General features: G+C 71.6%; 21 protein-coding genes and 2 pseudogenes. 6 read left to right on the top strand and 17 right to left on the bottom strand.

Annotated elements, in window-relative coordinates; genetic code table 11:
• Positions 1 to 41: 41 nt before the first annotated feature.
• Positions 42 to 1040 (bottom strand): TerC family protein, encoded by a 999-nt coding sequence (locus ACN265_RS08040; RefSeq protein ID WP_420119031.1) that lies wholly within the window; start codon positions 1038 to 1040, stop codon positions 42 to 44.
• A 444-nt stretch (positions 1041 to 1484) separates the two neighbouring features.
• Between ACN265_RS08040 and ACN265_RS08035 the strand changes: the two genes are divergently transcribed.
• Together ACN265_RS08035 and ACN265_RS08030 are read left to right on the top strand one after the other, a co-directional pair.
• A complete protein-coding gene (locus tag ACN265_RS08035; protein ID WP_204926060.1) occupies positions 1485 to 1778 on the top strand; it encodes an antibiotic biosynthesis monooxygenase family protein in 294 nt (97 codons plus the stop codon).
• 391 nt (positions 1779 to 2169) lie between these two features.
• Positions 2170 to 2931 carry an SDR family oxidoreductase gene (locus tag ACN265_RS08030; RefSeq protein WP_421406578.1) on the top strand — a complete coding sequence of 254 codons (762 nt, stop codon included), beginning with the start codon at positions 2170 to 2172 and terminating at the stop codon, positions 2929 to 2931.
• Between the two features lie 108 nt (positions 2932 to 3039).
• On the opposite strand, the pseudogene ACN265_RS08025 reads toward ACN265_RS08030, so the two are convergent.
• The 4 genes and pseudogenes from ACN265_RS08025 to uvrB form a co-directional block, all read right to left on the bottom strand.
• Positions 3040 to 3897: pseudogene (locus ACN265_RS08025) on the bottom strand (helix-turn-helix domain-containing protein); the annotation flags it as partial.
• Positions 3898 to 4059: 162 nt separating this feature from the next.
• Positions 4060 to 4428: a VOC family protein gene (locus tag ACN265_RS08020; RefSeq protein WP_204926057.1), complete on the bottom strand. Its 369-nt coding sequence runs from the start codon at positions 4426 to 4428 to the stop codon at positions 4060 to 4062.
• A gap of 23 nt (positions 4429 to 4451) precedes the next feature.
• On the bottom strand, positions 4452 to 5297 hold the full coding sequence (locus ACN265_RS08015) for a helix-turn-helix domain-containing protein (RefSeq protein ID WP_421406577.1): 846 nt from the start codon (positions 5295 to 5297) through the stop codon (positions 4452 to 4454).
• 62 nt (positions 5298 to 5359) lie between these two features.
• The gene (gene uvrB / locus ACN265_RS08010; protein WP_420119034.1) at positions 5360 to 7468 is read right to left on the bottom strand and encodes an excinuclease ABC subunit UvrB; all 2109 of its coding nucleotides are present in this window, start codon (positions 7466 to 7468) and stop codon (positions 5360 to 5362) included.
• A 357-nt stretch (positions 7469 to 7825) separates the two neighbouring features.
• On the opposite strand from uvrB, the gene ACN265_RS08005 reads away from it, so the two are divergent.
• Positions 7826 to 9373, top strand: a complete 1548-nt coding sequence (locus ACN265_RS08005; protein ID WP_421406575.1) for a hypothetical protein — start codon at positions 7826 to 7828, stop codon at positions 9371 to 9373.
• 13 nt (positions 9374 to 9386) lie between these two features.
• Here ACN265_RS08005 and coaE read toward each other — a convergent pair whose 3' ends face one another.
• Both coaE and rpsA read right to left on the bottom strand, forming a co-directional pair.
• The gene (gene coaE, locus ACN265_RS08000; protein WP_421406574.1) at positions 9387 to 10595 is read right to left on the bottom strand and encodes a dephospho-CoA kinase; all 1209 of its coding nucleotides are present in this window, start codon (positions 10593 to 10595) and stop codon (positions 9387 to 9389) included.
• 329 nt (positions 10596 to 10924) lie between these two features.
• Positions 10925 to 12421 carry a 30S ribosomal protein S1 gene (gene rpsA / locus ACN265_RS07995; protein WP_088643126.1) on the bottom strand — a complete coding sequence of 499 codons (1497 nt, stop codon included), beginning with the start codon at positions 12419 to 12421 and terminating at the stop codon, positions 10925 to 10927.
• A gap of 386 nt (positions 12422 to 12807) precedes the next feature.
• Here rpsA and ACN265_RS07990 point away from each other — a divergent pair, with 386 nt between their 5' ends.
• The 3 genes and pseudogenes from ACN265_RS07990 to ACN265_RS07980 form a co-directional block, all read left to right on the top strand.
• A complete protein-coding gene (locus ACN265_RS07990) occupies positions 12808 to 13617 on the top strand; it encodes a class I SAM-dependent methyltransferase (RefSeq protein ID WP_204926053.1) in 810 nt (269 codons plus the stop codon).
• A 97-nt stretch (positions 13618 to 13714) separates the two neighbouring features.
• A complete protein-coding gene (locus ACN265_RS07985; protein ID WP_421406572.1) occupies positions 13715 to 13933 on the top strand; it encodes a DUF2945 domain-containing protein in 219 nt (72 codons plus the stop codon).
• Positions 13920 to 14264, top strand: a pseudogene (locus ACN265_RS07980) (DUF3140 domain-containing protein); the annotation flags it as partial. The gene ACN265_RS07985 and the pseudogene ACN265_RS07980, both read left to right, overlap by 14 nt.
• 97 nt (positions 14265 to 14361) lie before the next feature.
• On the opposite strand, the gene ACN265_RS07975 reads toward ACN265_RS07980, so the two are convergent.
• From ACN265_RS07975 to ACN265_RS07930, 10 genes are all read right to left on the bottom strand, one after another.
• Positions 14362 to 14922: an isochorismatase family protein gene (locus ACN265_RS07975; protein WP_421406571.1), complete on the bottom strand. Its 561-nt coding sequence runs from the start codon at positions 14920 to 14922 to the stop codon at positions 14362 to 14364.
• 43 nt (positions 14923 to 14965) lie between these two features.
• On the bottom strand, positions 14966 to 17674 hold the full coding sequence (gene polA, locus ACN265_RS07970; RefSeq protein ID WP_421406570.1) for a DNA polymerase I: 2709 nt from the start codon (positions 17672 to 17674) through the stop codon (positions 14966 to 14968).
• Positions 17675 to 17746: 72 nt separating this feature from the next.
• Positions 17747 to 18499 carry an amino acid ABC transporter ATP-binding protein gene (locus ACN265_RS07965; protein WP_204926229.1) on the bottom strand — a complete coding sequence of 251 codons (753 nt, stop codon included), beginning with the start codon at positions 18497 to 18499 and terminating at the stop codon, positions 17747 to 17749.
• A gap of 77 nt (positions 18500 to 18576) precedes the next feature.
• The gene (locus ACN265_RS07960) at positions 18577 to 19569 is read right to left on the bottom strand and encodes an amino acid ABC transporter permease (RefSeq protein WP_204926048.1); all 993 of its coding nucleotides are present in this window, start codon (positions 19567 to 19569) and stop codon (positions 18577 to 18579) included.
• Positions 19570 to 19575: 6 nt separating this feature from the next.
• Positions 19576 to 20481: an ABC transporter substrate-binding protein gene (locus tag ACN265_RS07955; RefSeq protein WP_357931299.1), complete on the bottom strand. Its 906-nt coding sequence runs from the start codon at positions 20479 to 20481 to the stop codon at positions 19576 to 19578.
• Between the two features lie 30 nt (positions 20482 to 20511).
• Complete coding sequence (locus ACN265_RS07950) at positions 20512 to 21222, bottom strand: ABC transporter ATP-binding protein (protein ID WP_204926046.1); 711 nt, start codon at positions 21220 to 21222, stop codon at positions 20512 to 20514.
• Positions 21212 to 22057 carry an ABC transporter ATP-binding protein gene (locus ACN265_RS07945; protein WP_372444604.1) on the bottom strand — a complete coding sequence of 282 codons (846 nt, stop codon included), beginning with the start codon at positions 22055 to 22057 and terminating at the stop codon, positions 21212 to 21214. Before ACN265_RS07945 ends, ACN265_RS07950 begins: the two co-directional genes overlap by 11 nt.
• Entirely contained in the window at positions 22050 to 23195 is a 1146-nt protein-coding gene (locus ACN265_RS07940) for a branched-chain amino acid ABC transporter permease (RefSeq protein ID WP_204926045.1), read from the bottom strand. Before ACN265_RS07940 ends, ACN265_RS07945 begins: the two co-directional genes overlap by 8 nt.
• Entirely contained in the window at positions 23192 to 24142 is a 951-nt protein-coding gene (locus ACN265_RS07935) for a branched-chain amino acid ABC transporter permease (protein WP_204926044.1), read from the bottom strand. The genes ACN265_RS07940 and ACN265_RS07935 overlap by 4 nt, the downstream gene beginning before the upstream one ends.
• A 102-nt stretch (positions 24143 to 24244) precedes the next feature.
• Entirely contained in the window at positions 24245 to 25405 is a 1161-nt protein-coding gene (locus ACN265_RS07930) for a branched-chain amino acid ABC transporter substrate-binding protein (RefSeq protein WP_204926043.1), read from the bottom strand.
• Positions 25406 to 25588 lie beyond the last annotated feature (183 nt).

Here is a 25588-nt window from a genome sequence, read left to right as displayed (position 1 = left end):
GCGTCACCGCAGTGCGGTGACGCCCATCGGTGCCACTACGGTCAGCGGCGCGCCTCGATCAGCTCGCGCCGCCGGTCCCGGGACGACTTGACCAGGCTGGCCACCGTCGCCACGGCGAGACAGCCGATGATGACCGTCAACGACAGCCAGATCGGGATGTGCGGGGCCCAGCCGATCGGCTCACCGTCGTTGAGGAACGGCAGGTTGTTGTCGGCCAGCGCCTCCAGCACCAGCTTGACGCCGATGAAGCCGAGCACCACCGACAGGCCGTAGCTGAGGTAGACCAGCCGGTCGAGCAGCCCGCCGACCAGGAAGTAGAGCTGTCGCAGGCCCATCAGCGCGAAGACGTTCGCGGTGAAGACCAGGTACGGCTCCTTGGTGATCCCGAAGATCGCCGGGATCGAGTCCAGCGCGAAGATCAGGTCGGTGGTGCCGATCGCGATCATCACCACCAGCATCGGGGTGAACAGCCGCCGGCCCGCCTCGTACGTGGTGAGCTTCGCGCCGTCGTAGTCCCGCGACAGCGGCAGCGCCTTGCGGCTCCACCGGATCAGGATGTTCTCCTTGAACTCGTCCTCCTCCGGCTCGCCCTGTCGGGCCAGGTTGACGGCCGTGTAGATGAGGAACGCGCCGAAGATGTAGAACACCCAGGAGAACTGGGAGATCAGCGCCGCACCGGCGGCGATGAAACCACCGCGCATGACCAGGGCCAGCACGATGCCGATGAGCAGCACCTTCTGCTGGTATTTCCGGGGCACCCGGAACCGGGCCATGATGATCACGAAGACGAAGAGGTTGTCCACCGAGAGGCTGTACTCGGTGAGCCAGCCGGTGTAGAACTGGCCGGCCACGTCGCCACCGGCGGTGACCCACAGCCCCGCCCCGAACAGCAGCGCCAGGCCGACGTAGAAGCTGACCCAGAGGCTCGACTCACGGACGCTGGGCTCGTGCGGCCGGCGGCCGATGATGAAGAGATCGGCGAGGAGCACCGCCGTCAGTGCGACGAGGGTTCCCGCCCACACCATTCCGGACACGTTCAATCCATTCCTCCGGCAGACACGCGGCGTCGGGCACACCGTACGCCGCGTGACGGCGAGGTGGGCGACGACGCACACACTGGTGACTGTCGGAGGTCTCTTCCGCCAGCGACCCGCGGGCGGGGCGCTGACCGGCGGAGCCGGGTCGAGCTGTCGGGTGACGCTCGACCGTGCTGACGACTCCGTCGCGGGGGAATACTCCCCTCCTCGGCCGCCATTGTTCACCATCGAGGGCTGCGGGCGCATCTCCTGCGGCGTGCATTGCCGGCAGCATCACGTTCCGACCTCAACCGACCTGGTTGTCGGCTGCCCTCCCGGTCACCCCGCCTAACCATCCTAGGAGGCTAGGTGTAGCGGTATACGCGCGATTGATGGCGTTCTGCGGGGTGGGGGGATGGAGTCGCCCCGGCGCACCACGGGTGGGGCGCGGCGTGGCAGGCTGTCGGCATGGTGCTTGAGGTCGCGCTCATCGACGTACTGCCCGGACACGAGGACGATTTCGCCGCCGCCTACGCGCAGGCGCACGCCATCATCGTCGCCGCCGAGGGATGCCGCTCGGTCCGGATGACCCGGGGCGTCGAGTCCCCCTCCCGGTTCGTGCTGCTGGTCGAGTGGGACTCGGTGCAGGCCCACGAGGAGAACTTCCGGGCCACCGAGGCGTTCGGCAAGTGGCGGGCGCTGATCGGCCCGCACTTCGCCGGTCCACCCCGGGTCGAGCACTTCGTCGACGTACCGGCCTGAGCCGGGTCGGGGCCGCGATCCGACCGGCGTCCCGACAGCCTCCGACAACTTCCCGAAAAAATTCACTCCGGTCGATCGGATTTTGTCGTACCCCCGGGTTACCGTGCGGCGCACGCGCGGCGACCGGTCCCGACACGTTCGGGGGTGCCGGGTCCGGTGGTCACGCGGTGAACCGTCGTGGCCGCCGGCCGCCGGGCCGACCCCGGTGACCGGCCGGCCCCGCCGCCGCCTCGGCGCACCGCCGCCACCGGCGGCCTGGGCGCCACCGGGGCGGCCTCGGCGCACCGGGGCGGCCTCGGCGCACCGCCGCCGGCCCGTGGGCGCACCGCCGGTGGTTGTCGTGCGGGGTTAATCCGTGGCGTCCGCAACGACGGTCCGGTTGACTGCCCGGATGACCGCACGGGTGTTCCTGATGACCGGGGTGAGCCGCCGGATCGGCATCGGCGCGGCGGTCGCCCGCACCCTCGCCGCCGACGGGCACCGGCTGCTGCTGACCGGGCTGCCCGGCTACGACGAGGCACAGCCCTACGGCGGCGACCCGCAGGGCGTACCGGCGCTGCTGGCCGAACTGGGCGGGGCCGCCGCCCACACCGCCGCCGACCTGCTCGACCCGGCCGCCCCGGCCGCGCTGGTCGCCGAGGCGGTACGCCGGCACGGCCGGCTCGACGGTGTGGTGGCGACCCACGCCTACTCCACCCGCACCAGCCTCGGCGGGTTGGACGCCACCGAGATCGACAGGCACCTGGTGGTGAACGTCCGGGCCACGCTGCTCCTGGCCGACGCGTTCGCCACCGCCTTCACCGCCGGGTCGGGCGGCCGGCTGGTGCTCTTCTCCAGCGGCCAGCGCCTCGGCCCGATGCCCGACGAGTTGGCCTACGCGGCCAGCAAGGCCGGGGTGGAGAACCTCGCCGCGCAGCTCGCCCCGCTGCTGATGCCCCGCGGGATCACCGTCAACTGCCTCAACCCCGGGCCGACCGACACCGGCTACGCCCCACCCGAGGCGCACGCCGCGGTGGCGGCACTCTTCCCGTCCGGCCGCTGGGGCACCCCGCAGGAGGCCGCCCGGCTCGTGCGTTTCCTCTGCTCACGGGAGGCGGACTGGATCACCGGCCAGGTCATCGACTCCGAGGGTGGTTTCAACCGCTACCGGTGAGTCCGCCCGACCGGCGCCCTCTGGGGCGGGGGACGGCGTACCGGTGGTCTCCCGACCGTCCCACCCGGCCACGTCGTCCGCCGCCGGACCGGCCGTACCGGTGGTGAGGGCGGCGACCCGGCGGCGGAGCAGCTCCGCCGTCTCCACCGCGCTGAGCGCGGCGGCGGACAGCCAGCCGGTCATCCGGTCGTAGCGCCCGACGTCGACCTCGGAGGCCAGCCGCACGTCGGTGGTCAACGCCTCCAGCATCACCGTGCGCGGGTCGGCCGGGTCGGGGAACGAGTAACACGAGAAGGCCGTCAACGGGTACGCCCCACCGCGCGGGGCCGCCGTCCCCGGCACCACCCGGATCGTCACGTGCGGCAGCTCGGCCAGGGCCAGCAGGTGCGCCAACTGCTCGTGCCAGACGTCGGCGGGCAGGCCGGCGGGGTCGCAGACCCGCTCGTCGAGCAGGGCCGTGTAGTGCGGCGGGTCGGGGCGACGCAGCAGCCCCTGCCGGGTGAGCCGGGCCCGCAGGTCGGCCTCGACGTCGACGTCCGGGTGCAGCAGCCGGCCGGCCGCGATCCGCAGCCGGGCGTAGCCGGGTGCCTGGAGCAGGCCGGGCAGCACCGCCGGCTGGTACTCCACGATGGTCGCCGCGCCCGCCTCCAACTCGGCGTAGGTGCGCTGCCGCTCGCTCATCTCGCCGAGCGCCTTCCACCAGCCGCGCCCGGTCGCCGCGTCGCGGGCGATGACGATCAGCGCCTCCCGCTGCGGCGACGGGACCTCGTAGATGTCGAGCAGGTCGAGCACGTCGGCGAGGTCGGGCCGGCTCTGCCCCAGCTCGATGCGGGACAGCTTGGAGGTGGAGGCCCAGCCCAGCCGGGCGCAGACCTGTTCCAGGGTCAGCGCCTCCCGCCTGCGCAACTGGCGCAGTTCGGCGCCGAGCCTCGCGCGTCGAATGACAGGACTCGATGACAATGGCATCCCAGCCTCCCCACGAGGGAGGGTACGCAGGATCATCACCCAGGGCAACAGTTTGCTTGCACACCGCAATGCTTATCTGAGCCGCCCTCGGATGACGCCGCCGCCGGGCGGCCCCGAACGGCAGCCCCCCCGTCTCCACGGCGGCCGTTCGGGGCAGCCCGGTCAGGGCCGGTAGGTGCCGAACGACCAGACGTTGCCGGCGAGGTCCCGGGCCGCGTAGTCCCGGGAACCGTAGTCGGTGTCGAACGGCTCCCGGATGATCTCCGCCCCGGCCGCCCGCGCACGGTCGTGGTGGGCGTCCAGGTCGTCGACCGCCACGTAGACGGCGTAGTCGTCGTCGGCCGGCCGGTCCGGTCGACCCCGGCCGGTGCCGAGCATGACGATGCCGTCGCCGAGCGCCAGTTCGGCGTGCGCCACCGTCTGGTCCGGACCGTCGTGCACCGCGTGGACCCGGAACCCGAACGCGGCGCAGAGCCAGTCGATCGCCGCCCGCGCGTCGGGGTACCGGAAGGTGGGGTAGATGCTCGTCATGCGTCGAGTGTGCCGGCCGGCGCTCAACCCGGATTGGACGAATGGGAACCCGGCCGACCCAGTGCCGCCGGGGTCGTCCCGGTGAACTCCCGGAACTCCCGGATCAGGTGCGACTGGTCGTAGTACCCCCAGCGCGCCGCCAGCTCGGCCCAGCCGTCCGCCGGCCCCGTCCGGTCGTCCGCCGGCCCGGCGGGGTCCGGCGGGGCGGACACCGCGTCCTGCCGGCCCAGCGTCGCGTACGCCCGCTGGAAACGCAGCAGGCGGGCGGTCGTCTTCGGGCCCAGCCCCAGCTCCCGGCGGAACCGCGCGGCCAGGTGCCGGCGGCTCCACCCGAGTTCGCCGGCCAACGCGCCGATGCCGATGTGGCCGGCCGAGCCGGCGAGCAGCTCCCAGGCCCGGCCGAGGTGCGGATCGACCGGTTCGGCGTCCGCCATCCGGGCGTCGAGCGCCGCGTCGAGCAGGGCGAACCGGTGGGGCCAGTCCGGTGCCCCGGCCAGCCGGGCCCGCAACCGGTCGAGCCACGGGTCGGGCAGCCCGTCGACCGCCACCGCCCGGTTGGCCAACTCCCCCAGCGGCATCCCGAGGACCCGGCGGGCCGCCAGCGGGGTGAGCATCAACTGCACCCCCGCACCGGCCCCGGCCGTCGAGGTCGTGCAGTAGCCGTCGTACGGCCCGGCCACGAACGAGTCCACCCGGTACGCGCTGTGTGCCGCCGAGCGCGGGTTCAGCACGTCGAGCGGGGCGCCCCAGCCGAGGATGAGGACCACGAACGCGCCGGCCGCCTCGTGCCGGACCAGTGGCGGCGGTGCGCCCCGTCCGGACGCCGTACCGACCGGAACACCCTCCCGGTAGCCCAGGTACCGACCCACGACGGGACCCAGCCGTGCCGCCGGCACCCCGACACACACCTCGTCCAGCACCGGCCCGCCCGTCACTTCACCCCGGCGGCGTCCATCCCCCGCAGTTCCTTCTTGAGGTCGGCGACCTCGTCGCGGATCCGCGCGGCCAGCTCGAACTGCAACTCCCGGGCGGCGGCGAGCATCTGGTCGTTGAGCTCCTGGATGAGCTGTGCCAGGTCGGCCCGGGCCATCCCCTCCCGGGAGGGCGTGCCGGCGGTGGCCCGACCGCGACTGCGGGTCTCCTTGACCGGGGCCTTGCCCCGGGACAGTTGCCGGGCGGCCCCGCCGACCCGGGCGCTCTCGGTGTCCTCCGCCTCCCGGTAGATGTCGTCGAGGATGTCGTGGATCTTCTTGCGCAGCGGCTCGGGGCTGATCCCGTGCGCCTCGTTGTGCGCGATCTGCTTGGCCCGGCGACGGTTGGTCTCGTCGATCGCCAACGCCATCGAGGGGGTGATCTTGTCGGCGTACATGTGGACCTGACCCGAGACGTTACGGGCGGCCCGGCCGATGGTCTGGATCAGCGACCGGCCGCTGCGCAGGAAGCCCTCCTTGTCGGCGTCGAGGATCGCCACCAGGGAGACCTCGGGCAGGTCGAGACCCTCCCGCAGCAGGTTGATGCCGACCAGCACGTCGTAGTCGCCCTTGCGCAGCTCGCGCAGCAGCTCCACCCGGCGCAGGGTGTCGACCTCGGAGTGCAGGTAACGCACCCGGATGCCGTTCTCCAGCAGGTAGTCGGACAGGTCCTCGGCCATCTTCTTGGTCAGCGTGGTGACCAGCACCCGCTCGTCGCGCTCGGTGCGCAGCTTGATCTCGTGCATCAGGTCGTCGATCTGCCCCTTGGTCGGTTTGATCACGACCTCCGGGTCGATCAGACCGGTGGGGCGGATGACCTGCTCGACGAACTCGCCCTGGGCCTGCTCCAGCTCCCACGGGCCGGGGGTGGCGGAGAGGAAGACCATCTGGCCGACCCGCTCCAGGAACTCGTCGAAGCGCAGCGGCCGGTTGTCGGCGGCGCTGGGCAGCCGGAACCCGTGGTCGATGAGCATCCGCTTGCGCGAGGCGTCGCCCTCGAACATGCCGCCGATCTGCGGGATGGTGACGTGCGACTCGTCGACCACGGTGAGGAAGTCGTCGGGGAAGTAGTCGAGCAGGCAGTGCGGCGGACTGCCGGGCAACCGGCCGTCGATGTGCATCGAGTAGTTCTCGATGCCGGAGCAGAAGCCGACCTGCCGCATCATCTCCAGGTCGTAGGTGGTGCGCATCCGCAGCCGCTGCGCCTCCAGCAGCTTGCCCTGCCGTTCCAGCTCGGCCAGCCGCTCCCCCAGCTCGGCCTCGATGTCCCGGGTGGCCCGCTCCATCCGCTGCGGGCCGGCCGCGTAGTGGGTGGCCGGGAAGATCAACAGATTGTCGACCTCCTTGACCACGTCGCCGGTGAGCGGGTTGAGGTAGTAGAGCTTCTCCACCTCGTCACCGAACAGCTCGATCCGGACGGCCAGCTCCTCGTATGCCGGGATGATCTCCAGCGTGTCGCCCCGGACCCGGAACGTGCCCCGCTGGAAGGCCATGTCGTTGCGGGTGTACTGGATGTCGACCAGGCGGCGCAGCAACTGGTCGCGGTCGAGTTCCTGCCCGACGACGACCCGCACGGCCCGGTCGAGGTACTCCTCCGGGGTGCCCAGGCCGTAGATGGCCGAGACGGTCGCCACCACGATCGTGTCCCGCCGGGTGAGCAGCGACATGGTCGCCTTGTGCCGCAGCCGCTCGACCTCCTCGTTGATCGAGGAGTCCTTCTCGATGTAGGTGTCGGTCTGCGGGATGTACGCCTCGGGCTGGTAGTAGTCGTAGTAGGAGACGAAATACTCGACCGAGTTGTGCGGGAGCAGCTCGCTGAACTCCTTGGCGAGCTGGGCGGCGAGGGTCTTGTTGGGGGCGAGCACCAGGGTCGGCCGTTGCAGCCGCTCGACCAGCCACGCCGTGGTGGCGCTCTTGCCGGTGCCGGTGGCCCCGAGCAGCACGGTGTTACGATCGCCGCGCCGGACCCGACGCTCAAGATCATCGATGGCGGCCGGTTGGTCGCCGGCCGGTTGGAACTCACTGACGACCTGGAAGCGACCATCGAGCCGGGGAATGTCGAGCGCCATGGTCCCCACGGTACGCCGCAGGTCCGACACTTCCCCGCGATCGCCGGACAGCCGGTGATCAGCTTCGATATTGCCATTGTGGCCCACATCGCAGCCGGCTAGCCTGGACACCGTAGGCCGCTCGCGGCGGCCGACCGCGGCGGTGGCCGGGCCCTCGACAGGCTCCCACCGCCCGGCACCTGGGGTCGCAGCACCCGGACATCACCGGCGTGCGCATCCCGCGTGGTCGCGCCCCTGGCGCAGACCGGCCGCCGCGAGCGCCCCTGCACCTGTCTCCCCCGGCCGCCGGCACCCCCGGGCCGCGTCCCGGCACCCCCGCCGGCGTCACTCCGCCCCGGCCGGCCCGTTCAACCACACGTGGACACCTCGCCCGACCAGCCACCACGCCCACCGGGAGCCGGTCCGGGCCGCCGCCGTGCCGGCCACCACCGCCACGCCGCGGCGGAGGGCCCGTCGGGCCGGCGGCGGATCACCCTGGTCGCCCTGGTCGTGGTCGCCGTCACCGCCGCCGCCACCCTCGTGGCCGGCCTGCTCGCCGACACACAGGCCCCGACCGCCACGACGCGGGCGCTCACCGACGAGGAGGCCGAGCGGCTCGCCGCCGTCCGGGTCGGCACCTACCGGGACGTCCGGGCCGGGGTACGGGTGGCCGTCGGCACCGGGGCCGGCCGCACCGACCTGGTCGGCTGGGTCGACTGGTCCCGTCCGCTGGCCTACCTCGACGTCGGCGGCCCGGGAGCCGGCCAGGACCGGGGCCTGGTGCAGGCCACCCCGTCGGCGGTGGTGCAGCGCCCCGACCCCGCCGCGATCGTGACCCCGGCCCGGCCACCCCTGGTGCCGCCCGGTGACCGCTGGCGGCTGCGGAACCCGCCACCCGGGCGGGGGCTCGCCGGGGCGCTCACCGTGCTCTTCGCGCTCGCCGCGGACCGGCCCGCACCCGCCGCACCGCTACGTGCCGGTGCCGGCCGGTGGCTCGGCCGGGAGACCCTCGGCGGCGACCCGGTCGACATCCTCCAGGCGGCGCTGTGGCCGCCCCCGGCACCCGCCGCCACCGCACCCACCACCACACCCGTCACCACCGCATCCGCCGCCGCGCCGGACGGGCGGCCGGCCGACGACGCCGACCCCCGCTGGTGGGTGGACCGCGACGCGCGGCTGCGCCGCTGGTCGGGTCGGCTCGCCGACGGCACCCCGGTCACGGTGGACCTGGACCGGGTCGACCGGCCGACACCCTGGCCCGTCGACGCGCTCGGCGGTCGGCCCGGACTGCCCCGCGCCGCCACCGACGAGGAGACCGCCCGGCTGGGCCGGCTCGCCACCCGGCTGCGCGCCGGGACCGGAAGCGCGGCAGTCACCGTGTCCGCACCCCTCGGCAGCGCCGCCAACCTGCGCGGCGGCGGCTGGCTGAGCTGGTCGGCCGGCGTCGCCTACCTGTCCGTCGCCGAACTGGACACCCTCGGCCGCCGGACGCTGCGGCGTCGGGACCGGGCCGGCTTCGCCCGGGCGGACGTACCGGTCGGACCGCACACCGCGGCCGCCGGCCCGTCGGCGACGCCGCCGCTGCCGCTGCCGACCGGGGCCGGCTGGCGGCTCGCGGGCCAGCCGGTCGACGAGTTGGACGCACTGCTCGACGCGGCGGTGCGGGCCGCAGGACCGGCCCCGGACGCCACCACCACGGTCCACGTCCGCAGCGACCGACGGGCCGGCCGCCCGGTGGACGTGTTCGAGGTACGCCGCCAGGGCCAGCGGCTGCGGTACTGGCTGGACCGTTCCGGCTTCCTGCACCGGTTGGAGCTGCGCACCACCGGCGGGCTGTGGGCACAACTGGAGCTGACCCCCGGCCCGCTGCCGGCGGGGATCGTCCCCGCGCACCGGAAGCCGTCCCCGCCCACGCCGCGCGGTTGACCTGGCAGGACGGTCAGGGCCGCCAGCCGCTCCGCGCCGCCCAGTCCTGCGCCCGCAGGTGTTCCTCGGCGAACCACGGGGCGTCGGCGATGCCGGACCCTCCGCCGTCCGGTGCCGACGCCGCCAGCTCCCGCTGCACCGCCGGGTACGCCGCCCGTCGATCGGGATCGGCACGCAGGTGGTCACGCATCAGCAGGGCGTGCCGCCAGCCGGCCGAGCCCGCCACCCGCAGGTGCACGGCGACCGGCCGGCCCGGGTCGGCGCTGCCGTGCAGCCGCTGCTCCCAGCCCTCGTCACCGCCCCCACCCGTCCCGGCGTCGCGACCCAGCCAGCGGGGGCGGTCCCCCCGTACGCCGGGCACCCTCGGGAAGCCGGCGTCGGCGAGCCGGCCCGCCAACGGACCGTCCGCCTCGGCCATCGACGGCACGGTCACCTGCACGTCGATGACGTCCGGCCCGGCCAGCCCGGGGACAGCGGTGGGACCGACATGGTCGATCCGCAGGTCGTCGGGGGCCAGCGCGTGCCGGATCCGGGCGGCGAGCCGGGCGTACTGCTGCGGCCAGGTCGGGTCAGGCGCGGTCGGCACCACCGGCCGGCCCGGGGCGACCCGCCGTTCCCGCACGTTGCGTTCGTAGGGCACCAGGCGTGCCGACCAGAGGGCGTCCACGGCGGCGTGCAGCTCGTCGAGGCCGCCGTCGTTGTCGAGCACCACGTCGGCCGCCGCGCCACGACGGGCGTCGTCGGCCTGCGCGGCGATCCGCCGCTCGGCCTCCGCACGGCTCATCCCCCGGGTCCGCGTCAACCGCTCCAGCCGGGTGGCCACGGCCGTCCGCACCACCACCACCAGGTGGTACGTCGGCGCGAGCCCCACCTCCACCAGCAGCGGTACGTCGTTGACCACCACCGCGTCGGCGGGTGCCGCGGCGAACAGCTCGGCGGACCGGGCGCGTACCCGGGGGTGGATGATCTCCTCAAGCCGGCGACGGGCGGTCGCGTCGGCGAAGACCAGCGCGCCCAGCGCCGCCCGGTCCAGTGCCCCGTCGGCGGTCAGCACCCGGTCGGAGAAGGCGGCGACGATCGCGGCCAACCCCTCGGTGCCCGGTGCCACCACCTCCCGGGCTATCCGGTCGGAGTCGACGATCACCGCGCCCCGCTCGGCCAGCCGGGCCGCCACGGCGCTCTTGCCGGACCCGATGCCACCGGTCAACCCCACCCTCAGCACCGACCCAGTCAACCGGATCGCCGCCCACCCCACCACACCGCCCCACCCGACACCGCCACGCCGAACCGGCCCGGGGCGCCCGGGGTCGCCCCGCCCGGGACGTCGCGCACAGTCGGCCAGGTAGCGGTATCCGGCGCCGGTGAGACCGCAACATCGCCACCCCTGAGTCGATCATTCCCGTCGCGGGACGGGAGCGGAGACACCCGGACAGCACGGAGCCCCGTCCCCGGTCCGCGTGGCGGATCGGGGACGGGGCTCCGGTGTGTCAGCGGCTACCCGCGCCCGGGTACGACGTCAGACGTCGTACCCGGTGGGAGCCAGCCTCCGGCTCACTTGCCGCCGGCGAGCTTCTCCCGCAGCGCGGCGAGCGCCTCGTCGGTGGCCAGGGTGCCGGCCGGCTCCTCGGCCTGCCGGCTCGGGGCCGACGAGCTGGTCGAGGTGGTGGTGCCACCGGTGGCGACCGGCGGGGCCGGGTTCGCAGCGGCCTCGGCGTCGGCGGCCCGGGAGGTCTGCACCTGCTTGGTGTGGGCCTCCCAGCGCTGACGCGCCTCGGCGTACTGGTTCTCCCAGGTCTCGCGCTGCTTGTCGTACCCCTCGAGCCACTCGCCCGTCTCCGGGTCGAAGCCCTCCGGGTAGATGTAGTTGCCCTCGTTGTCGTACGTCGCAGCCATACCGTAGAGGGTCGGGTCGAAGTGCTCCTCGCCCTCGACGAAGCCCTCGTTGGCCTGCTTGAGCGACAGCGAGATCCGGCGACGCTCCAGGTCGATGTCGATGACCTTGACCATGACCTCGGAGCCGACCTGGACGACCTGCTCCGGGATCTCCACGTGGCGCTCGGCCAGCTCGGAGATGTGGACCAGGCCCTCGATGCCGTCGTCGACCCGGACGAACGCGCCGAACGGCACCAGCTTGGTGACCTTACCCGGCACGATCTGCTGGATCGCGTGGGTGCGGGCGAACTGCCGCCACGGGTCCTCCTGGGTCGCCTTCAGCGACAGCGAGACCCGCTCGCGGTCCAGGTCGACGTCCAGGACCTCGACCTCGACCTCCTGGCCCACCTCGACGACCTCGGACGGGTGGTCGATGTGCTTCCAGGACAGCTCGGAGACGTGCACCAGGCCGTCCACGCCGCCCAGGTCGACGAACGCGCCGAAGTTGACGATCGAGGAGACGACGCCCTTGCGGACCTGCCCCTTCTGGAGCTTGTTGAGGAACTCGGTGCGCACCTCGGACTGCGTCTGCTCCAGCCAGGCCCGGCGGGACAGGACCACGTTGTTGCGGTTCTTGTCCAGCTCGATGATCTTGGCTTCGAGCTCGCGGCCGACGTACGGCTGCAGGTCACGCACCCGCCGCATCTCGACCAGCGACGCGGGCAGGAAGCCGCGCAGGCCGATGTCGAGGATGAGACCACCCTTGACGACCTCGATGACCGAGCCGCGGACGACACCGTCCTCGTCCTTGATCTTCTCGATCGTGCCCCAGGCCCGCTCGTACTGCGCCCGCTTCTTGGAGAGGATCAGCCGACCCTCCTTGTCCTCCTTCTGGAGGACCAGGGCCTCGATGTGGTCACCGACCGAGACGACCTCGGCGGGGTCCACGTCGTGCTTGATCGACAACTCCCGCGAGGGGATGACACCCTCGGTCTTGTAGCCGATGTCGAGCAGGACCTCGTCCCGATCGACCTTGACGACGGTGCCTTCGACAATGTCGCCGTCGTTGAAGTACTTGATGGTCTCGTCGATCGCGGCGAGGAAAGCCTCCTCGGAACCGAGATCGTCGTGGGTGACCCGGGTGGCGCTCGAGGGGGCCTCGATGCTGCTCGTCATGTGGGCGGTTGCTCCGGTCGGATGGGTTGTCACAGCAGGCGTGGTGTCGCAGTGACCCGTTCGCGCCAGCGGATCCGCCACCGTCCCCACCTGACGATCGCCAGAAGAGGATCATCGGTGCTCCGGTGACCGCGCACCTGCTCCCTGCCGAGGTACACGATCCACGAGCGCATCGTCTAGCCTACCCGCTGCATTACCACAGCGTGCAAGCCCTCCCGGGTCCTCACGACCTCGTCTGCTGCGAAAGCGGAGATTTCGGTGGGAAAGCACCTCCGGTGTCTCATCCGTCACATCCACCCCACGGGACCGACAGCGTACGGCCGCGCGCCGCGCCGCGCACGGCGGGGTCCGGCGGACGACGCCACCGCAGGGCCTAGCGTGAACGGGTGGACGACGACGAGCGGGTGATCCGACGCCGGGTGGGCGACACCGAGGCACGACGGGCCAACCGCGGCTGGTGGGACGCCGATGCCGACGACTACCAGGCCGAGCACGGCGCATTCCTGGGCGAGGTGGACTTCCGCTGGTGCCCGGAGGGGCTGCGCGAGTCCGAGGCGCGGCTGCTCGGCGAGCTGGCCGGGCGGCGGGTGCTGGAGGTCGGCTGCGGCGCGGCGTCCTGCGCCCGCTGGCTGGCCACCCAGGGGGCCGAGCCGGTCGCCTTCGACCTCTCCGCCGGCATGCTGCGGCACGCCGCCCGCGCCGCCGGCACCAGCGGGGTACGCGTGCCGCTGGTGCAGGCCGACGCGCTGGCCCTGCCGTTCGCCGGGGCGTCGTTCGACATCGCCTGCACGGCGTTCGGGGCGATCCCGTTCGTCGCCGACTCGGCCGCCCTGATGGCCGAGGTACACCGGGTGCTGCGCCCCGGCGGGCGCTGGGTGTTCTCGGTGACCCACCCGATGCGCTGGGTCTTCCTCGACGACCCCGGCGAGGGCGGACTGACCGCCGTGCACTCGTACTTCGACCGCTCCCCCTACGTCGAGCAGGACGAGCGGGGGGTGGCCAGCTACGTGGAGCAGCACCGGACCCTCGGCGACCGGATCCGCGAACTGGTCGGTGCCGGCTTCCGCCTGGTCGACCTGGTGGAGCCGGAGTGGCCGGCCGGCCACCGGGAGACCTGGGGGCAGTGGAGCCCGCTACGCGGGCGGCTCTTCCCCGGCACCGCCATCTTCGTCACCGAGAAACCGGCCGCCACCTGACCGGACCGGCACCTGACCGGCCCCGCACGGGCCCGCCGGCATCGCCGGCCGGCCGGGCGCGTTGTTTCGGGGCGGTGCCGTCGGGTACCCGCCGGCCATGGCCGAGCACCGGTTCCAGCAGGGTGACCACGTCTCCTGGGCCAGCCACAGCGGTCGCGCCCACGGAGTGGTGCAGGAGGAGCTGACCGAACGTACGCACGTGCGGGGGCGCGCGGTGAACGCCACCCCGGACGACCCGCGGTACCGCATCCGCAACGACGACTCGGGGCGCGACGTCGCCCACCGGCCTGAGGCGTTGCGCCGTGAGCCGAGCTGACGACCCGCAGCAGACCTACCGGGAGTTCACCGAGGCGGTGAACATGAAACCCGGGGAGCTGGCGTCCTGGTTGCAGACGCCGGAATCCAAACAGGTCGGCTGGCACAAGGGGGGCCGGGCCGGTGGCGGCGAGTCGGTGGGGCACTCGTCGGGCCGGCGGATCGTCGACCTGCTGCGTCGCAAGCGGGCCGAGCTGTCCGCCGCCGACTACCGGCACATGCGCACGGTGATCGGCTACGTGCACCGGCACCTGGCGCAGCGACCGGCCGGCGACGTGCGGGACACGAAGTGGCGCTGGTCGCTGATGAACTGGGGCCACGACCCGCTGCGCTGACCGCCGCAGGCCCGGCACCGAGCGGGCCGGGCCTGCCGCCGGGCCAGGTGCCGCCCGGGTCAGGCGGGCCGGCCGCGACAGCCGCAGGGTGGCCTCAGGCCGTCGTGGCGAAGTCGACGTCCTTCGTCGCGACCGTGCCCGCCGTGCGCCCCGGGGCCTCCTGGTGCGTCCAGTAGAGGTTGGTGTGCGCGACGACCTGCTCGGGTGGCGGCGCGCCCCACCGCGTGTGGTCCTGGGTGGTGTGGGCGTCGCTGACCAGCGTGGTGTCGTAGCCCCGGACGAACGCGCCGTGCAGGGTCGACCGGACGCAGGCGTCGGTCTGCGCACCGACCACCAGGAGCCGCCCGACGCGCAGCCCGGCCAGCACCGACTCCAGCTCGGTGTCCTCGAAGGAGTCGCCGTAGAGCTTCTCGACAAGTGGTTCGGCGTCGGCCGCAACCAGCTCGGGGACGATCCGCCAGTCGTCCCCGCCCCGGACGAGGCGGGCGTCGGAGTGCTGCACCCAGACGACGGGCACCCCCTCCTGGCGGGCCCGCCGCACCAGGTCGGCCACGTTGGCGACCACGTCGTCACGCCGGTACGCCCCGGCGACGACCCCGTTCTGCACGTCGACGACGAGCAGTGCGGTGTGCGGGCGGTCGGCGAGTGTGCTCATGTCTCCCCCTGGTCGGGCCGGTGCGGTGGAGTGCGGAGGCTGGCTAGTGGTCGGCGCTGTTCCAGTCCCGGCCGACGCCGACGGAGACCTCCAGCGGCACCGACAGCGGGTACGCCGCCCCCATCTCCTGCCGGACCAGCGTCTCCAACGCCTCCCGCTCGTCGGGGGCGACCTCGAAGACCAGCTCGTCGTGCACCTGGAGCAGCATCCGGGACCGCAGCCCGGCGTCGCGCAGCGCGGTGTCGACGCGCAGCATGGCGACCTTGATGATGTCGGCCGCCGAGCCCTGGATGGGGGCGTTGAGCGCCATCCGCTCGGCCATGTCCCGGCGCTGCCGGTTGTCGCTGACCAGGTCGGGCAGGTAGCGGCGGCGACCCAGGACGGTGGAGGTGTAGCCGTCCTGGCGGGCGCGGGCCACCACCTCGTGCAGGTAGTCGCGCACCCCGCCGAAGCCGGCGAAGTAGTTCTCCATCAGCCCCCGGGCCTCGTCGGCGGTGATGCCGAGCTGCTGGGACAGGCCGAAGGCACTCAGGCCGTACGCCAGGCCGTAGTTCATCGCCTTGATCTTGCGACGCTGGTCGGCGGTGACCTCGCCGACCCCGACCGCGAAGACCGACGACGCGGTCGCGGCGTGGAAGTCGTGGCCGGAGTTGAACGCCTCGATCAGCGCCTCGTCCAACGACAGGTGCGCCATGATCCGCATCTCGATCTGGCTGTAGTCGGCGGTGAGCAGGGTCTGGTAGCCGTCGCCCACCACGAACGCCCGGCGGATGCGCCGGCCCTCCTCGGTGCGGATCGGGATGTTCTGGAGGTTGGGGTCGGTGGAGGAGAGCCGACCGGTGGCCGCCACGGTCTGCTTGAACGTGGTGTGGATGCGCCCGTCGTCGGCGACCGACTTGAGCAGGCCGTCGACCGTGGTCTTGAGCTTCGCCACGTCCCGGTGGCGCAGCAGGTGCTCCAGCACCGGGTGCGGGTTCTGGGCGTAGAGCCACTGGAGCGCGTCGGCGTCGGTGGTGTAACCGGTCTTGATCTTCTTGGTCTTGGGCAGCCCCAGCTCCCCGAAGAGCAGCTCCTGGAGCTGCTTGGGCGAGCCGAGGTTGAACTCCCGCCCCACGGCGGCGTACGCGCCCTGGGCGGCGGACTTCACCTCGCCCGCGAAGTGCGCCTCCAGCTCCTGGAGGTAGTCCAGGTCGGCGCCGATGCCGACACGCTGCATCCCGGCCAGCACCTCGGACAGGGGCAGCTCCACCTCGGCCATCAGCCGGGCGGACTGCTCGCCGTCGCGGGACAGCTCGGCGTCGATCGCGTCGGCCAGGTCGAGGGTGGCCCGCGCCTGGAGCATCAGGTTCTGTTCCGCCTCGCCGTCGTCGCCGAGCCCGTCGAAGGTGAGCTGACCGGTCTCCGGCGCGTCGACCCGCAGCTCGCGGTGCAGGTAGCGCAGCGCCAGGTCGGTCAGGTCGTAGGAGCGCTGGTCGGGACGGGCCAGGTAGGCGGCCAGCTCGGTGTCCCGGGCGACGCCGGCCAGGGACCAGCCCCGCGCGGCGAACGCCAGCCGGGCGTGCTTGCTGTCGTGCAGCACCTTGGGCTGCCCGGGGTCGGCCAGCCAGTCGGCCAGGGCGCGTTCGTCGGCCTCGGCCAGCGACGCCGGGTCGAGCCACGCGGCCGGGCCGCTGGCCAGCGCGAGGGCCAGCGCTTCGAGCTGCGGCTCGTAGCGCTCGCGGGGATCCTTCGGCTTGGCCGGCGTCTTCACCGCGACGCCGACCTGGGTGCCGGCGGAGACGTGCGCGGCCAGCCAGTCGACAAGCGCGCCGGACTCGGTGAGCCGTTCGCCGGCCAGGTCGAAGCCGGCCTCGGCCTCCGGCTCCACCGCCTCCAGGTATTGATACAGCCGGTCGCGCAGGATGCGGAACTGGAGGGTGTCGAAGACCTGGTGCACGGCCTCGCGGTCCCAGCCCTGCCAGCGGGCGTCCTCGGGGCGGACCGGCAGCTCCAGGTCGGAGACCAGGCAGTTGATCTCGTAGTTACGGATCACGTCGGCGAGCCGCTCGCGCAGGCTGTCGCCGGCCTTGCCCTTGATCTCGTCGGCGTGGGCGATCACGCCCTCGACCCCGCCGTAGGTGTTGATCCACTTGGCGGCCGTCTTCGGGCCGACGCCGGGGATGCCGGGCAGGTTGTCGCTGGTCTCACCGACCAGGGCGGCCAGGTCGCGGTAGCGCTGCGGGCCGACGCCGTACTTCGCCTCGATCGCCGCCGGGTCCATCCGGGCCAGGTCGGAGACGCCCTTGCGCGGGTAGAGCACGGTCACGGCCTCGCCGACGAGCTGGAAGGCGTCCCGGTCGCCGGTGCTGATCAGCACCTGCATGCCCTGGTCGCGGGCCTGGCAGGCGAGGGTGGCGATGACGTCGTCGGCCTCGTAGCCCTCCCGCTCGACGACCGGGATGCGCAGCGCGTCAAGGACCTCCTTGACCAGACTGACCTGGCCCTTGAAGTCGGCCGGGGTCTCGCTGCGGCCGGCCTTGTACTCCGCGTACTTCTCGGTGCGGAAGGAGCGGCGGGAGACGTCGAAGGCGACCACGATGTGGGTGGGCTGCTCGTCGCGGAGCACGTTGATCAGCATCGAGGTGAAGCCGTAGACCGCGTTGGTCGGCTGCCCGGTCGTGGTGGAGAAGTTCTCCACCGGCAGGGCGAAGAACGCCCGGTATGCCAGGGAATGTCCGTCGACGAGAAGCAGGCGCGGCGTCGTAGCTGTCACGGCAGCGACTCTAGTCCGTACCCCCGACAACCCCCGGCGGCGGCACGGCCGACGCCGGGGGTGGCCCGGGTCTCAGAGCACCTTGGCGAGGAACGTCCTGGTCCGCTCGTGCCGCGGGTTGGCGATCACCTCGCGCGGGTCGCCGGACTCGACGACCACCCCGCCGTCCATGAAGACCAGCGTGTCGCCGACCTCCCGGGCGAAACCGATCTCGTGGGTCACCACGATCATGGTCATCCCGTCCCGGGCCAGGTCCTTCATCACGTCCAGGACCTCGCCCACCAGCTCCGGGTCGAGCGCGCTCGTCGGCTCGTCGAAGAGCATCAGCTTCGGCCGCATGGCCAGCGCGCGGGCGATCGCCACCCGCTGCTGCTGCCCGCCGGAGAGCTGACCCGGGTACGCCCCGAGCTTGTCGCCCAACCCCACCCGCTCCAGCAGCTGCGCGGCCCGTTCCCGGGCCGCCGCCTTCTTCTCCCGGCCCAGCAGCACCGGGGCCTCGGTCACGTTGCCCAGCACCGTCATGTGCGGGAAGAGGTTGAACCGCTGGAACACCATGCCTATCGAACGGCGCTGCGCGGCCACCTCCTTCTCCCGCATCTCGTGCAGCCGGCCGCCGCGCTCCCGGTAGCCGATCAGCTCGCCGTCCACCCGGATCGACCCGGCGTTGATCTTCTCCAGGTGGTTGATGCAGCGCAGGAAGGTCGACTTGCCGGAACCGGACGGCCCCAGCAGGCAGCACACCTCGCCCGACCGGACCTGAAGGTCGATGCCCTTGAGCACCTCCAGCGACCCGAACGACTTGTGCACCTGCTCGGCCCGGACCATCAGCCCGGACCCGTCGGCCGGCGCACCGGCCCGCGACTCGGCGGCCGGCGCGCCCGGCTGGCCGGGAATCAGCTCGCTCATGCCTGACCCACCGTCCCCGACGAGTTGCCGCCACCACCGGTCTCCGCCGCCATCGCGCGCAACCGCAGCCGCGCCCGGCCGGCCGGACCGTAGCCCTTGCCGAAGTGCCGCTCCAAAAAGTACTGCCCGACCAGCAGGATGCTGGTCAGGAAGAGGTACCACAGGCAGGCGGCCACGTACATCGGGAAGATCTGGAAGGTCCGCTTGCCGACCGCGTCGAGCTGGAAGAACAGCTCCACGCTCACCGGCACGTAGAGCAGCAGCGAGGTGTCCTTGAGCATCGCGATGGTCTCGTTGCCGGTCGGCGGGATGATCACCCGCATCGCCTGCGGCAGCACCACCCGACGCAGCAACTGACCCCGGCTCATGCCCAGCGCCTGGGCGGCCTCGGTCTGCCCCTCGTCGACCGACTGGATGCCGGCCCGGACGATCTCGGCCATGTAGGCCGCCTCGGACAGCGCCAACCCCAGCAGACCGGCCATGAAGCCGGTGAGGATGTCCCGGGAGGAGAAACCGAACAGCCGAAGTTGCAGGTTGTCGATGCCGAAGAGCTGACCGAGCTGGGTGTCGAACGGCACCCCGAACTCGATCCGGCTCCACAGGATGCCGATGTTGCCGAAGACCGCCAACAGCACCAGCCGGGGCACCGCCCGGAAGAACCAGGTGTAGAGCCAGGCGACCCCGCGCAGGATCGGATTGTCCGACAGCCGCATCACCGCGACCACCACGCCCAGCGTGACACCGATGAGCATCGCGCTCACCGTCATCAGCACCGTGCCGCGCAGCAGCCCCTCGATGATCGGCGGACGGAACATCTTGTCCACCATGAACGACCAGTTGAAGGCGTCGTTGGTGACCAGCAGGTGGACGAACATGGCGACGAGCACGGCCAGCACGGCGACCGCGACCCACCGCCCCGGGTGCCGTACGGGCACGGCGCGGAGAGGCTCCGGCCGCGCCCGTACGGTGGAAGTGTCGTGGGATTCCATGACCTGTTACGGGTTGATCGCGGGGTCCGTGATCGCGCCGTCCGCCACCTTCCACTTGTCCAGCACGGCCTTGTACGACCCGTCGGCGATCAGCGCCTTGGTCGCGTCCCGCACCGCCTCGGCGAACGCCGCCTGGTCCTTGCCGACCACGTAGCCGTACGGGGCCGCCTCGTACTGCTTGTCGAGCAGTTCCAGGGCGTCGTTGGACTGGGTCACCGCGTACACCCCGACCGGGTAGTCGGCCAGCATCGCGTCGTCCTTGCCGGAGACCACCGCGGCGGTCGCGGCGTCCTGACCGGGGAACTGCTCGACGGTGATCGCCGGCTTGCCGGCGTCGGTGCAGGTCTTGGAGCGCTTCTGGATGTCCTCGACCTGGACGGTGTCCTTCTGCACGGCGATCTTCTTGCCGCAGGCGTCGTCGATCTTGACGCCGGCCGGGTTGCCCTTCTTGGTCACCCACTGGGTGCCGACCTGGAAGTAGCTGACCATGTTGGCCTGCTGCTTGCGCTCGTCGTTGATGGTGAACGACGAGACGCCGACCTCGTACTTGCCGCTGCCAACGCCGGAGATGATGTCGCCGAACGGCGCGGAGACGAACTCCGCCTTGAGGCCGAGCTTGGCCGCCACGGCGGTGAACAGTTCGACGTCGAAGCCGATGACCGTCTTGCCGTCGGCGTCGAGGAACTCCGCCGGGGCGTACGTCGAGTCGGTGCCCACGACGATCTTGCCGTCGGCCTTGATGGCCGCGGGGACCTTGTCGGCCAGCGAGGTGTCGGCCGACGCGCTGACCGACGGGCCGCCGCCGGGCTGCTCGGTGCTCTCCTCCTCGCCGCAGGCGGCGAGGGAGAGCAGCAGGGCGGTCGCGCCGGCGACGCCGAACGCCGCCCGCCGACCAGGGGTGAGGTGGAACATGGCAGTACTCCTTTGCGAGGGGGGCGACGGTCAGGCCACGCCGAGGTAGGCCTCTTTGACCGACGGGTCGTGCAGCAGCTCCGCGCCGGTGCCGCTCTTGACGATGCGGCCGGTCTCCAGCACGTACGCCCGGTGGGCCCGGGCGAGCGCCTGCTGCGCGTTCTGCTCCACCAGCAGGATCGTGGTGCCCTGCTCGTTGATCTCGGTGATGATGGAGAAGATCTGCTGGATCAGCATCGGGGCCAGCCCCATCGAGGGCTCGTCGAGCAGCAGCAGCTTGGGTCGGCTCATCAGCGCCCGGCCGACGGCCAGCATCTGCTGCTCGCCGCCGGAGAGGGTGCCGCCGGCCTGCTTGCGCCGCTCGGCCAGCCGGGGGAACAGCTCCAGCACCCGGTTGAGATCCTGGGCGATGCCCGCCCGGTCCCGCCGGGTGTACGCGCCCATGTCGAGGTTCTCCAGCACGGTCATGCCGGGGAAGATGCCGCGACCCTCGGGGGCCTGGCACAGCCCCCGCCGGACCCGCAGGTCCGCCCGGAGCTTGGAGATGTCCTCGCCCTCGAAGCGGATCGCTCCGGAGGCGATCGGCCGGATGCCGGAGACCGCCCGCATGGTGGTGGACTTGCCGGCGCCGTTCGCGCCGATCAGGGCGACGATCTCGCCCTCCCCCACGGTCAGGCTGATCCCGTGCAGCGCCTGGATGCGCCCGTACAGCAGGCTGACGTCGTCAATCTCAAGCAGCATCGTCCGGTACCCCCAGGTACGCCGCGACCACCTTCGGGTTGTCCCGCACCTCGGCGGGCAGCCCCTCGGCGATCTTCTTCCCGAACTCCAGCACCACGATCCGGTCGGTGACACCCATGACCAGGCGCATGTCGTGCTCGATCAGCAGCACGGTCACGCCGGTGTCGCGGATCTGCCGGATGAGCTGGAGCAGCTCCTCCTTCTCCGCCGGGTTGAAGCCGGCGGCCGGCTCGTCCAGGCAGAGCAGCACCGGGTCGGTGGCCAGGGCCCGGGCGATCTCCAACCGGCGCTGCTCGCCGTAGGACAGGTTGCGGGCGAACTCGTGCATCCGGGGCCGGATGCCGACGAACTCCAGCAGCCGCTCCGCCTTCTCCCGGCCCTCGCGCTCCTCGCGCCAGTGCCGGGGCAGCCGCAGCAGCGCCGAGACCACGCTGGTCTTGTGGTGCGCGTCGGCACCGACCTGCACGTTCTCCAGCGCGGTCATCTCCGGGAAGAGGCGGATGTTCTGGAACGTCCGCGCCATGCCCATCTTGGTGATCTGGTGCCGCTTCTTGCCGCTGATCTTCTCGCCACGGAATCGGATCTGCCCCTCGCTGGGCTGGTAGATACCGGTCATCGCGTTGAAGCAGGTGGTCTTGCCGGCGCCGTTCGGGCCGATCAGCCCGAGGATCTCCCCCTTGTAGAGGGTGAAGTCGACGTCGTTGAGCGCCACCACACCGCCGAAGCGCAGCGTGACGTGGTCGACCTCCAGCAGCGGTTCCCGCCCGGGGATGGTCTCGACGGCGGGCGCGCCCGCCTGGGCCGGAACGGCCGGGGTCTGTTCGGTGTCACTCACCGACGATCACCTCCTTGCGACGGTCCTTGAACTCCGCCGCCCGTCGTCGGTTCGGGATGAGGCCCTGCGGCCGGAAGATCATCATCACCACGAGCACCAGGCCGAAGAAGAGGAACCGGTACTCGTACAGCTCCACGCCGAACAGCTCGATGCCGCGGAACCGCTCGATCATGTACGCCACCAGGCCGCCGCCGACGATCGCGCCGACGATGTTGCCCGAGCCGCCCAGGATGACCGCGGCCAGGATGATGATCGAGTTGAGCAGCTCGAAGTTCTGCGAGTTGACGAAGTTCTGCTTGCCGGCGAAGAGCGCACCGGCCAGGCCGGCGATCGCCGCGCCCGAGGCGAACGCCCAGAGCTTGAACTTGAACGTCGGCACGCCCATCAGCTGCGCGGCGTCCTCGTCCTCACGGATCGAGATCCAGGCCCGGCCGACCCGGCTGTGGGTCAGGTTCCGCACCCCGATCACCACCAGGATGATCAGCGTGAGCACCAGCCAGTAGTACGGGCGGGCGTCGAGCACCCCGAAGAACGGCTTGCCGTCGGCGTACTTGCCGGGCGGGTGCGGGATCTGGTTGAAGCCCCGCTGGCCCTTGAGGAAGTCGGAGCTGACCGCCGCGATCCGGATCATCTCGGCGAAGCCGAGCGTCACCAGCGCCAGGTAGTCACCGCGCAGCCGCAGGGTCGGGGTGCCGAGCATGACGCCGGAGACCATGGTGAGGGCGATCGCGATCGGCACCACCAGCAGCCACGGCCAGAGCGTCTTGAGGTTGCTGCTCGGCGAGGTCAACACCGCCACGGTGTACGCGCCGACGGCGAAGAAGCCGAAGTAGCCGAGGTCGAGCAGGCCGGCGAAGCCGACCACGATGTTCAGCCCGACCGCCAGCAACACGTAGATCGAGACGGTGAAGAGCACCTGGGTGAAGTTGGAGCCCGTGGTCGGGATCGGGCCCAGGTACTGGTAGAACTCCTTGTTGGGCAGCGCGTAGAAGAACGCGATCAGCGCCACCAGCGCCGCCCAGCGCACCCAGCGCGGGGCGTCGTGCCACCGCTGCCCGATGGCCTCGCGGCCGTGCCGCAGCCGTGTCCCGATCCCCTGCTGCTGCTCGGGGGTCGGCGGATTAACCGTCGTCGTCATGCCCGTGCCCTTCCCAGCGATTCGCCCAGCAGACCGGTCGGCCGGAACATCAGCAGCACCACCAGCACGGCGAAGGCGGCGAAGTCCTTCCACTCGCTGCCGAACAGCCCCGATGCGTAGTTCTCCACCACACCCAGCAGCAGGCCGCCGACCAGCGCGCCCCGCAGGTTGCCGATGCCGCCGAGTACGGCGGCGGTGAACGCCTTGAGACCGAGCAGGAAGCCGACGCTGTAGGTCAGGCTCTGGATCCGCACGTCGTAGAGCAGGCCGGCGACGCCGGCCATGGTGCCACCGGCGATGAAGACCATCAGGATGATCCGGTCCTTGTTCACCCCCATCAGCGCGGCGGTGTTGGCGTCCTGGGCGACCGCCCGGATGCCCCGGCCGACCCGGCTGCGGTTGATGAACTGGTCCAGCGCGACCATCATCACCAGCGCGGCACCGAGGGTGAGCAACTGCACCCCGTCGATCGGCACCCCGAAGATGTGGAAGAGCGGCTTCTGGCTGATCAGGATCGGTGCCCCCTCGGGACGCCGACGGGTCCAGATGCCGAACGCCTCCGAGATCGCGATGGACGCGCCGATCGCGGTGATCAGGAAGGCCAACGGCGGCGCGTTGCGCTTGCGCAGCGGCCGGTACGCCACCCGCTCGATCACGGTCGCCGTGCCGGCCGACGCGATGGCCGCGACGATCATCGCGACGAGCAGGTAGAACAGGATCGAGCCGACCCCGCTGACCTGGGAGTCCTGGTTGAGGCCGAAGCCGTTCCAGGTCCAGATGGCCGCGAACGCGCCGGCGATGAAGACCTCGGAGTGGGCGAAGTTGATGAGTCTGAGTACGCCGTAGACCAGCGTGTAGCCGAGCGCGACCAGGGCGTAGATCGCACCCTGTGTCAGGCCGGTCGTGGTGAGTTCCCCGAAGTTGGAGAACAGTCCGTCGAAGTTCACGGGAGGGCCGCTCCGTCAGGTGTGGAGAAAGAGAAGGTGCGGCCGGGAGCGAGCTCCCGGCCGCACCCGCGATCTGTCGTCAATCGCTCTCGGCGACCGTGGTCAGGACTTCGGGATCTCCTGGTCGGGGACGACCTTGCCGCCCTGCACCTTGAACGCCCACACCTTGACCTGCGCCGGGTCCAGCTCGCCACCCTCGACGAACTTGTAGCTCGACGCGACACCCTCGCCGTTGTAGCTCTTCACGAACTCCAGCAGGTCGGCCCGGGTGGTCTTCTTGGCCTTGATGCCGGCGAGCAGGATGTTCGCGGCGTCGTAGGCGGTGTCGCTGTAGGTGCCCGGGTCGGCCCCGTTGAGCGCCTTGAACTCCTCGACGAACGTGCCACGGGCCTCGGCGGCCGGCGCGCACGGGCAGGTGAGGATGGTGCCCTCGGCGGCGGCGGCACCGGCGGTGGTGATGTACGCCGGGTCGTTGGAGCCGTCACCGACGACCAGCGGGGCGGTGACGCCGGCAGCGGTGAGCTGCTTGCGGATCAGACCGGCCTCCTGGTAGTAACCGCCGAAGAAGACGGCCTTGACGCCGGCCGCCTTGACCTTGGTGACCACGCCGGAGAACTCGGTCTGCTTGCCCTCGCCCTGGACCTTGTCCGAGCCGACGACCGCGCTGCCGAGGACCTTCTTGACCTCGTCGGCCAGGCCCGCGCCGTAGGCGGACTGGTCGTCGATGACGTAGACCTTGTCGGCCTTCATCACGTTCTTGATGTAGGTGCCGGCCGCCGGGCCCTGGCTCAGGTCGTTGCCGACCGCGCGGAAGAAGGTCTTCCAGCCCTGCTGGGCGAGGCTGGGACGGGTGGCGGAGGGGGTGATGGTGACCAGGCCGGCCTCGTTGAACAGCGGGCCGGCGGCCTCGGACTCACCCGAGTAGGCCGGGCCGACGATGCCCAGGAGCTTGGTGTCGTCGATGGCCTTCTGGGCCAGACCGGGGGCCTGGTCCGGGCTGCCCTGCGAGTCGAGCTCGGACAGCTCGACCTTGCAGTCGGCGTTCTCCTTGTTGTATTTCTCGACGGCGAGCTTGACGCCGTTCTTCTCGTTGATGCCCAGCGCCGCCGAGCTGCCGGTCAGCGCGCCGAAGAACGCGATCTTGCTGCCGCAGCCGTCTCCACCGGACGCCTCGTCGTCGCTGCCGCTGGAGCAAGCGGTGCCGCCGGCGACGAGCGCCAGCATGGCGACTCCACCGATCACGCGTGCGAGCTTCTGCCTCAAGGCCGGAACCCTCCTCCGTCGCATGGTCCGAACCACCCGCTGCCTATTGGCCCTTGCGGGGGCGGACGAACCAGACCGTCGTCGCCGGTCTGGGCCGGGACGTTATCCCACCAGGAAGCTGCGACGTAAGCCCCAGCAAGCGGGGTTGATCGAACCGTTACACGCCGTGGCGGATTCGAAACG

Source organism: Micromonospora sp. WMMD730, assembly GCF_049178955.1.
GTDB lineage: Bacteria > Actinomycetota > Actinomycetes > Mycobacteriales > Micromonosporaceae > Micromonospora > Micromonospora wenchangensis.
Note: the sequence above shows the minus strand (reverse complement) of the source record. Positions and strands in the feature narration are given on the sequence as shown.

Bases quoted from the DNA above. Each gene is read 5' to 3' on its own strand.
- ACN265_RS08035 (WP_204926060.1), top strand. From the start codon at position 1,485: ATGGTGCTTGAGGTCGCGCTCATCGACGTACTGCCCGGACACGAGGAC.
- ACN265_RS08030 (WP_421406578.1), top strand. From the start codon at position 2,170: ATGACCGCACGGGTGTTCCTGATGACCGGGGTGAGCCGCCGGATCGGC.
- ACN265_RS08020 (WP_204926057.1), bottom strand. From the start codon at position 4,428: ATGACGAGCATCTACCCCACCTTCCGGTACCCCGACGCGCGGGCGGCG.
- uvrB (WP_420119034.1), bottom strand. From the start codon at position 7,468: ATGGCGCTCGACATTCCCCGGCTCGATGGTCGCTTCCAGGTCGTCAGT.
- rpsA (WP_088643126.1), bottom strand. From the start codon at position 12,421: ATGACGAGCAGCATCGAGGCCCCCTCGAGCGCCACCCGGGTCACCCAC.
- ACN265_RS07985 (WP_421406572.1), top strand. From the start codon at position 13,715: ATGGCCGAGCACCGGTTCCAGCAGGGTGACCACGTCTCCTGGGCCAGC.
- ACN265_RS07975 (WP_421406571.1), bottom strand. From the start codon at position 14,922: ATGAGCACACTCGCCGACCGCCCGCACACCGCACTGCTCGTCGTCGAC.
- ACN265_RS07965 (WP_204926229.1), bottom strand. From the start codon at position 18,499: ATGGTCCGGGCCGAGCAGGTGCACAAGTCGTTCGGGTCGCTGGAGGTG.
- ACN265_RS07960 (WP_204926048.1), bottom strand. From the start codon at position 19,569: ATGGAATCCCACGACACTTCCACCGTACGGGCGCGGCCGGAGCCTCTC.
- ACN265_RS07955 (WP_357931299.1), bottom strand. From the start codon at position 20,481: ATGTTCCACCTCACCCCTGGTCGGCGGGCGGCGTTCGGCGTCGCCGGC.
- ACN265_RS07950 (WP_204926046.1), bottom strand. From the start codon at position 21,222: ATGCTGCTTGAGATTGACGACGTCAGCCTGCTGTACGGGCGCATCCAG.
- ACN265_RS07940 (WP_204926045.1), bottom strand. From the start codon at position 23,195: ATGACGACGACGGTTAATCCGCCGACCCCCGAGCAGCAGCAGGGGATC.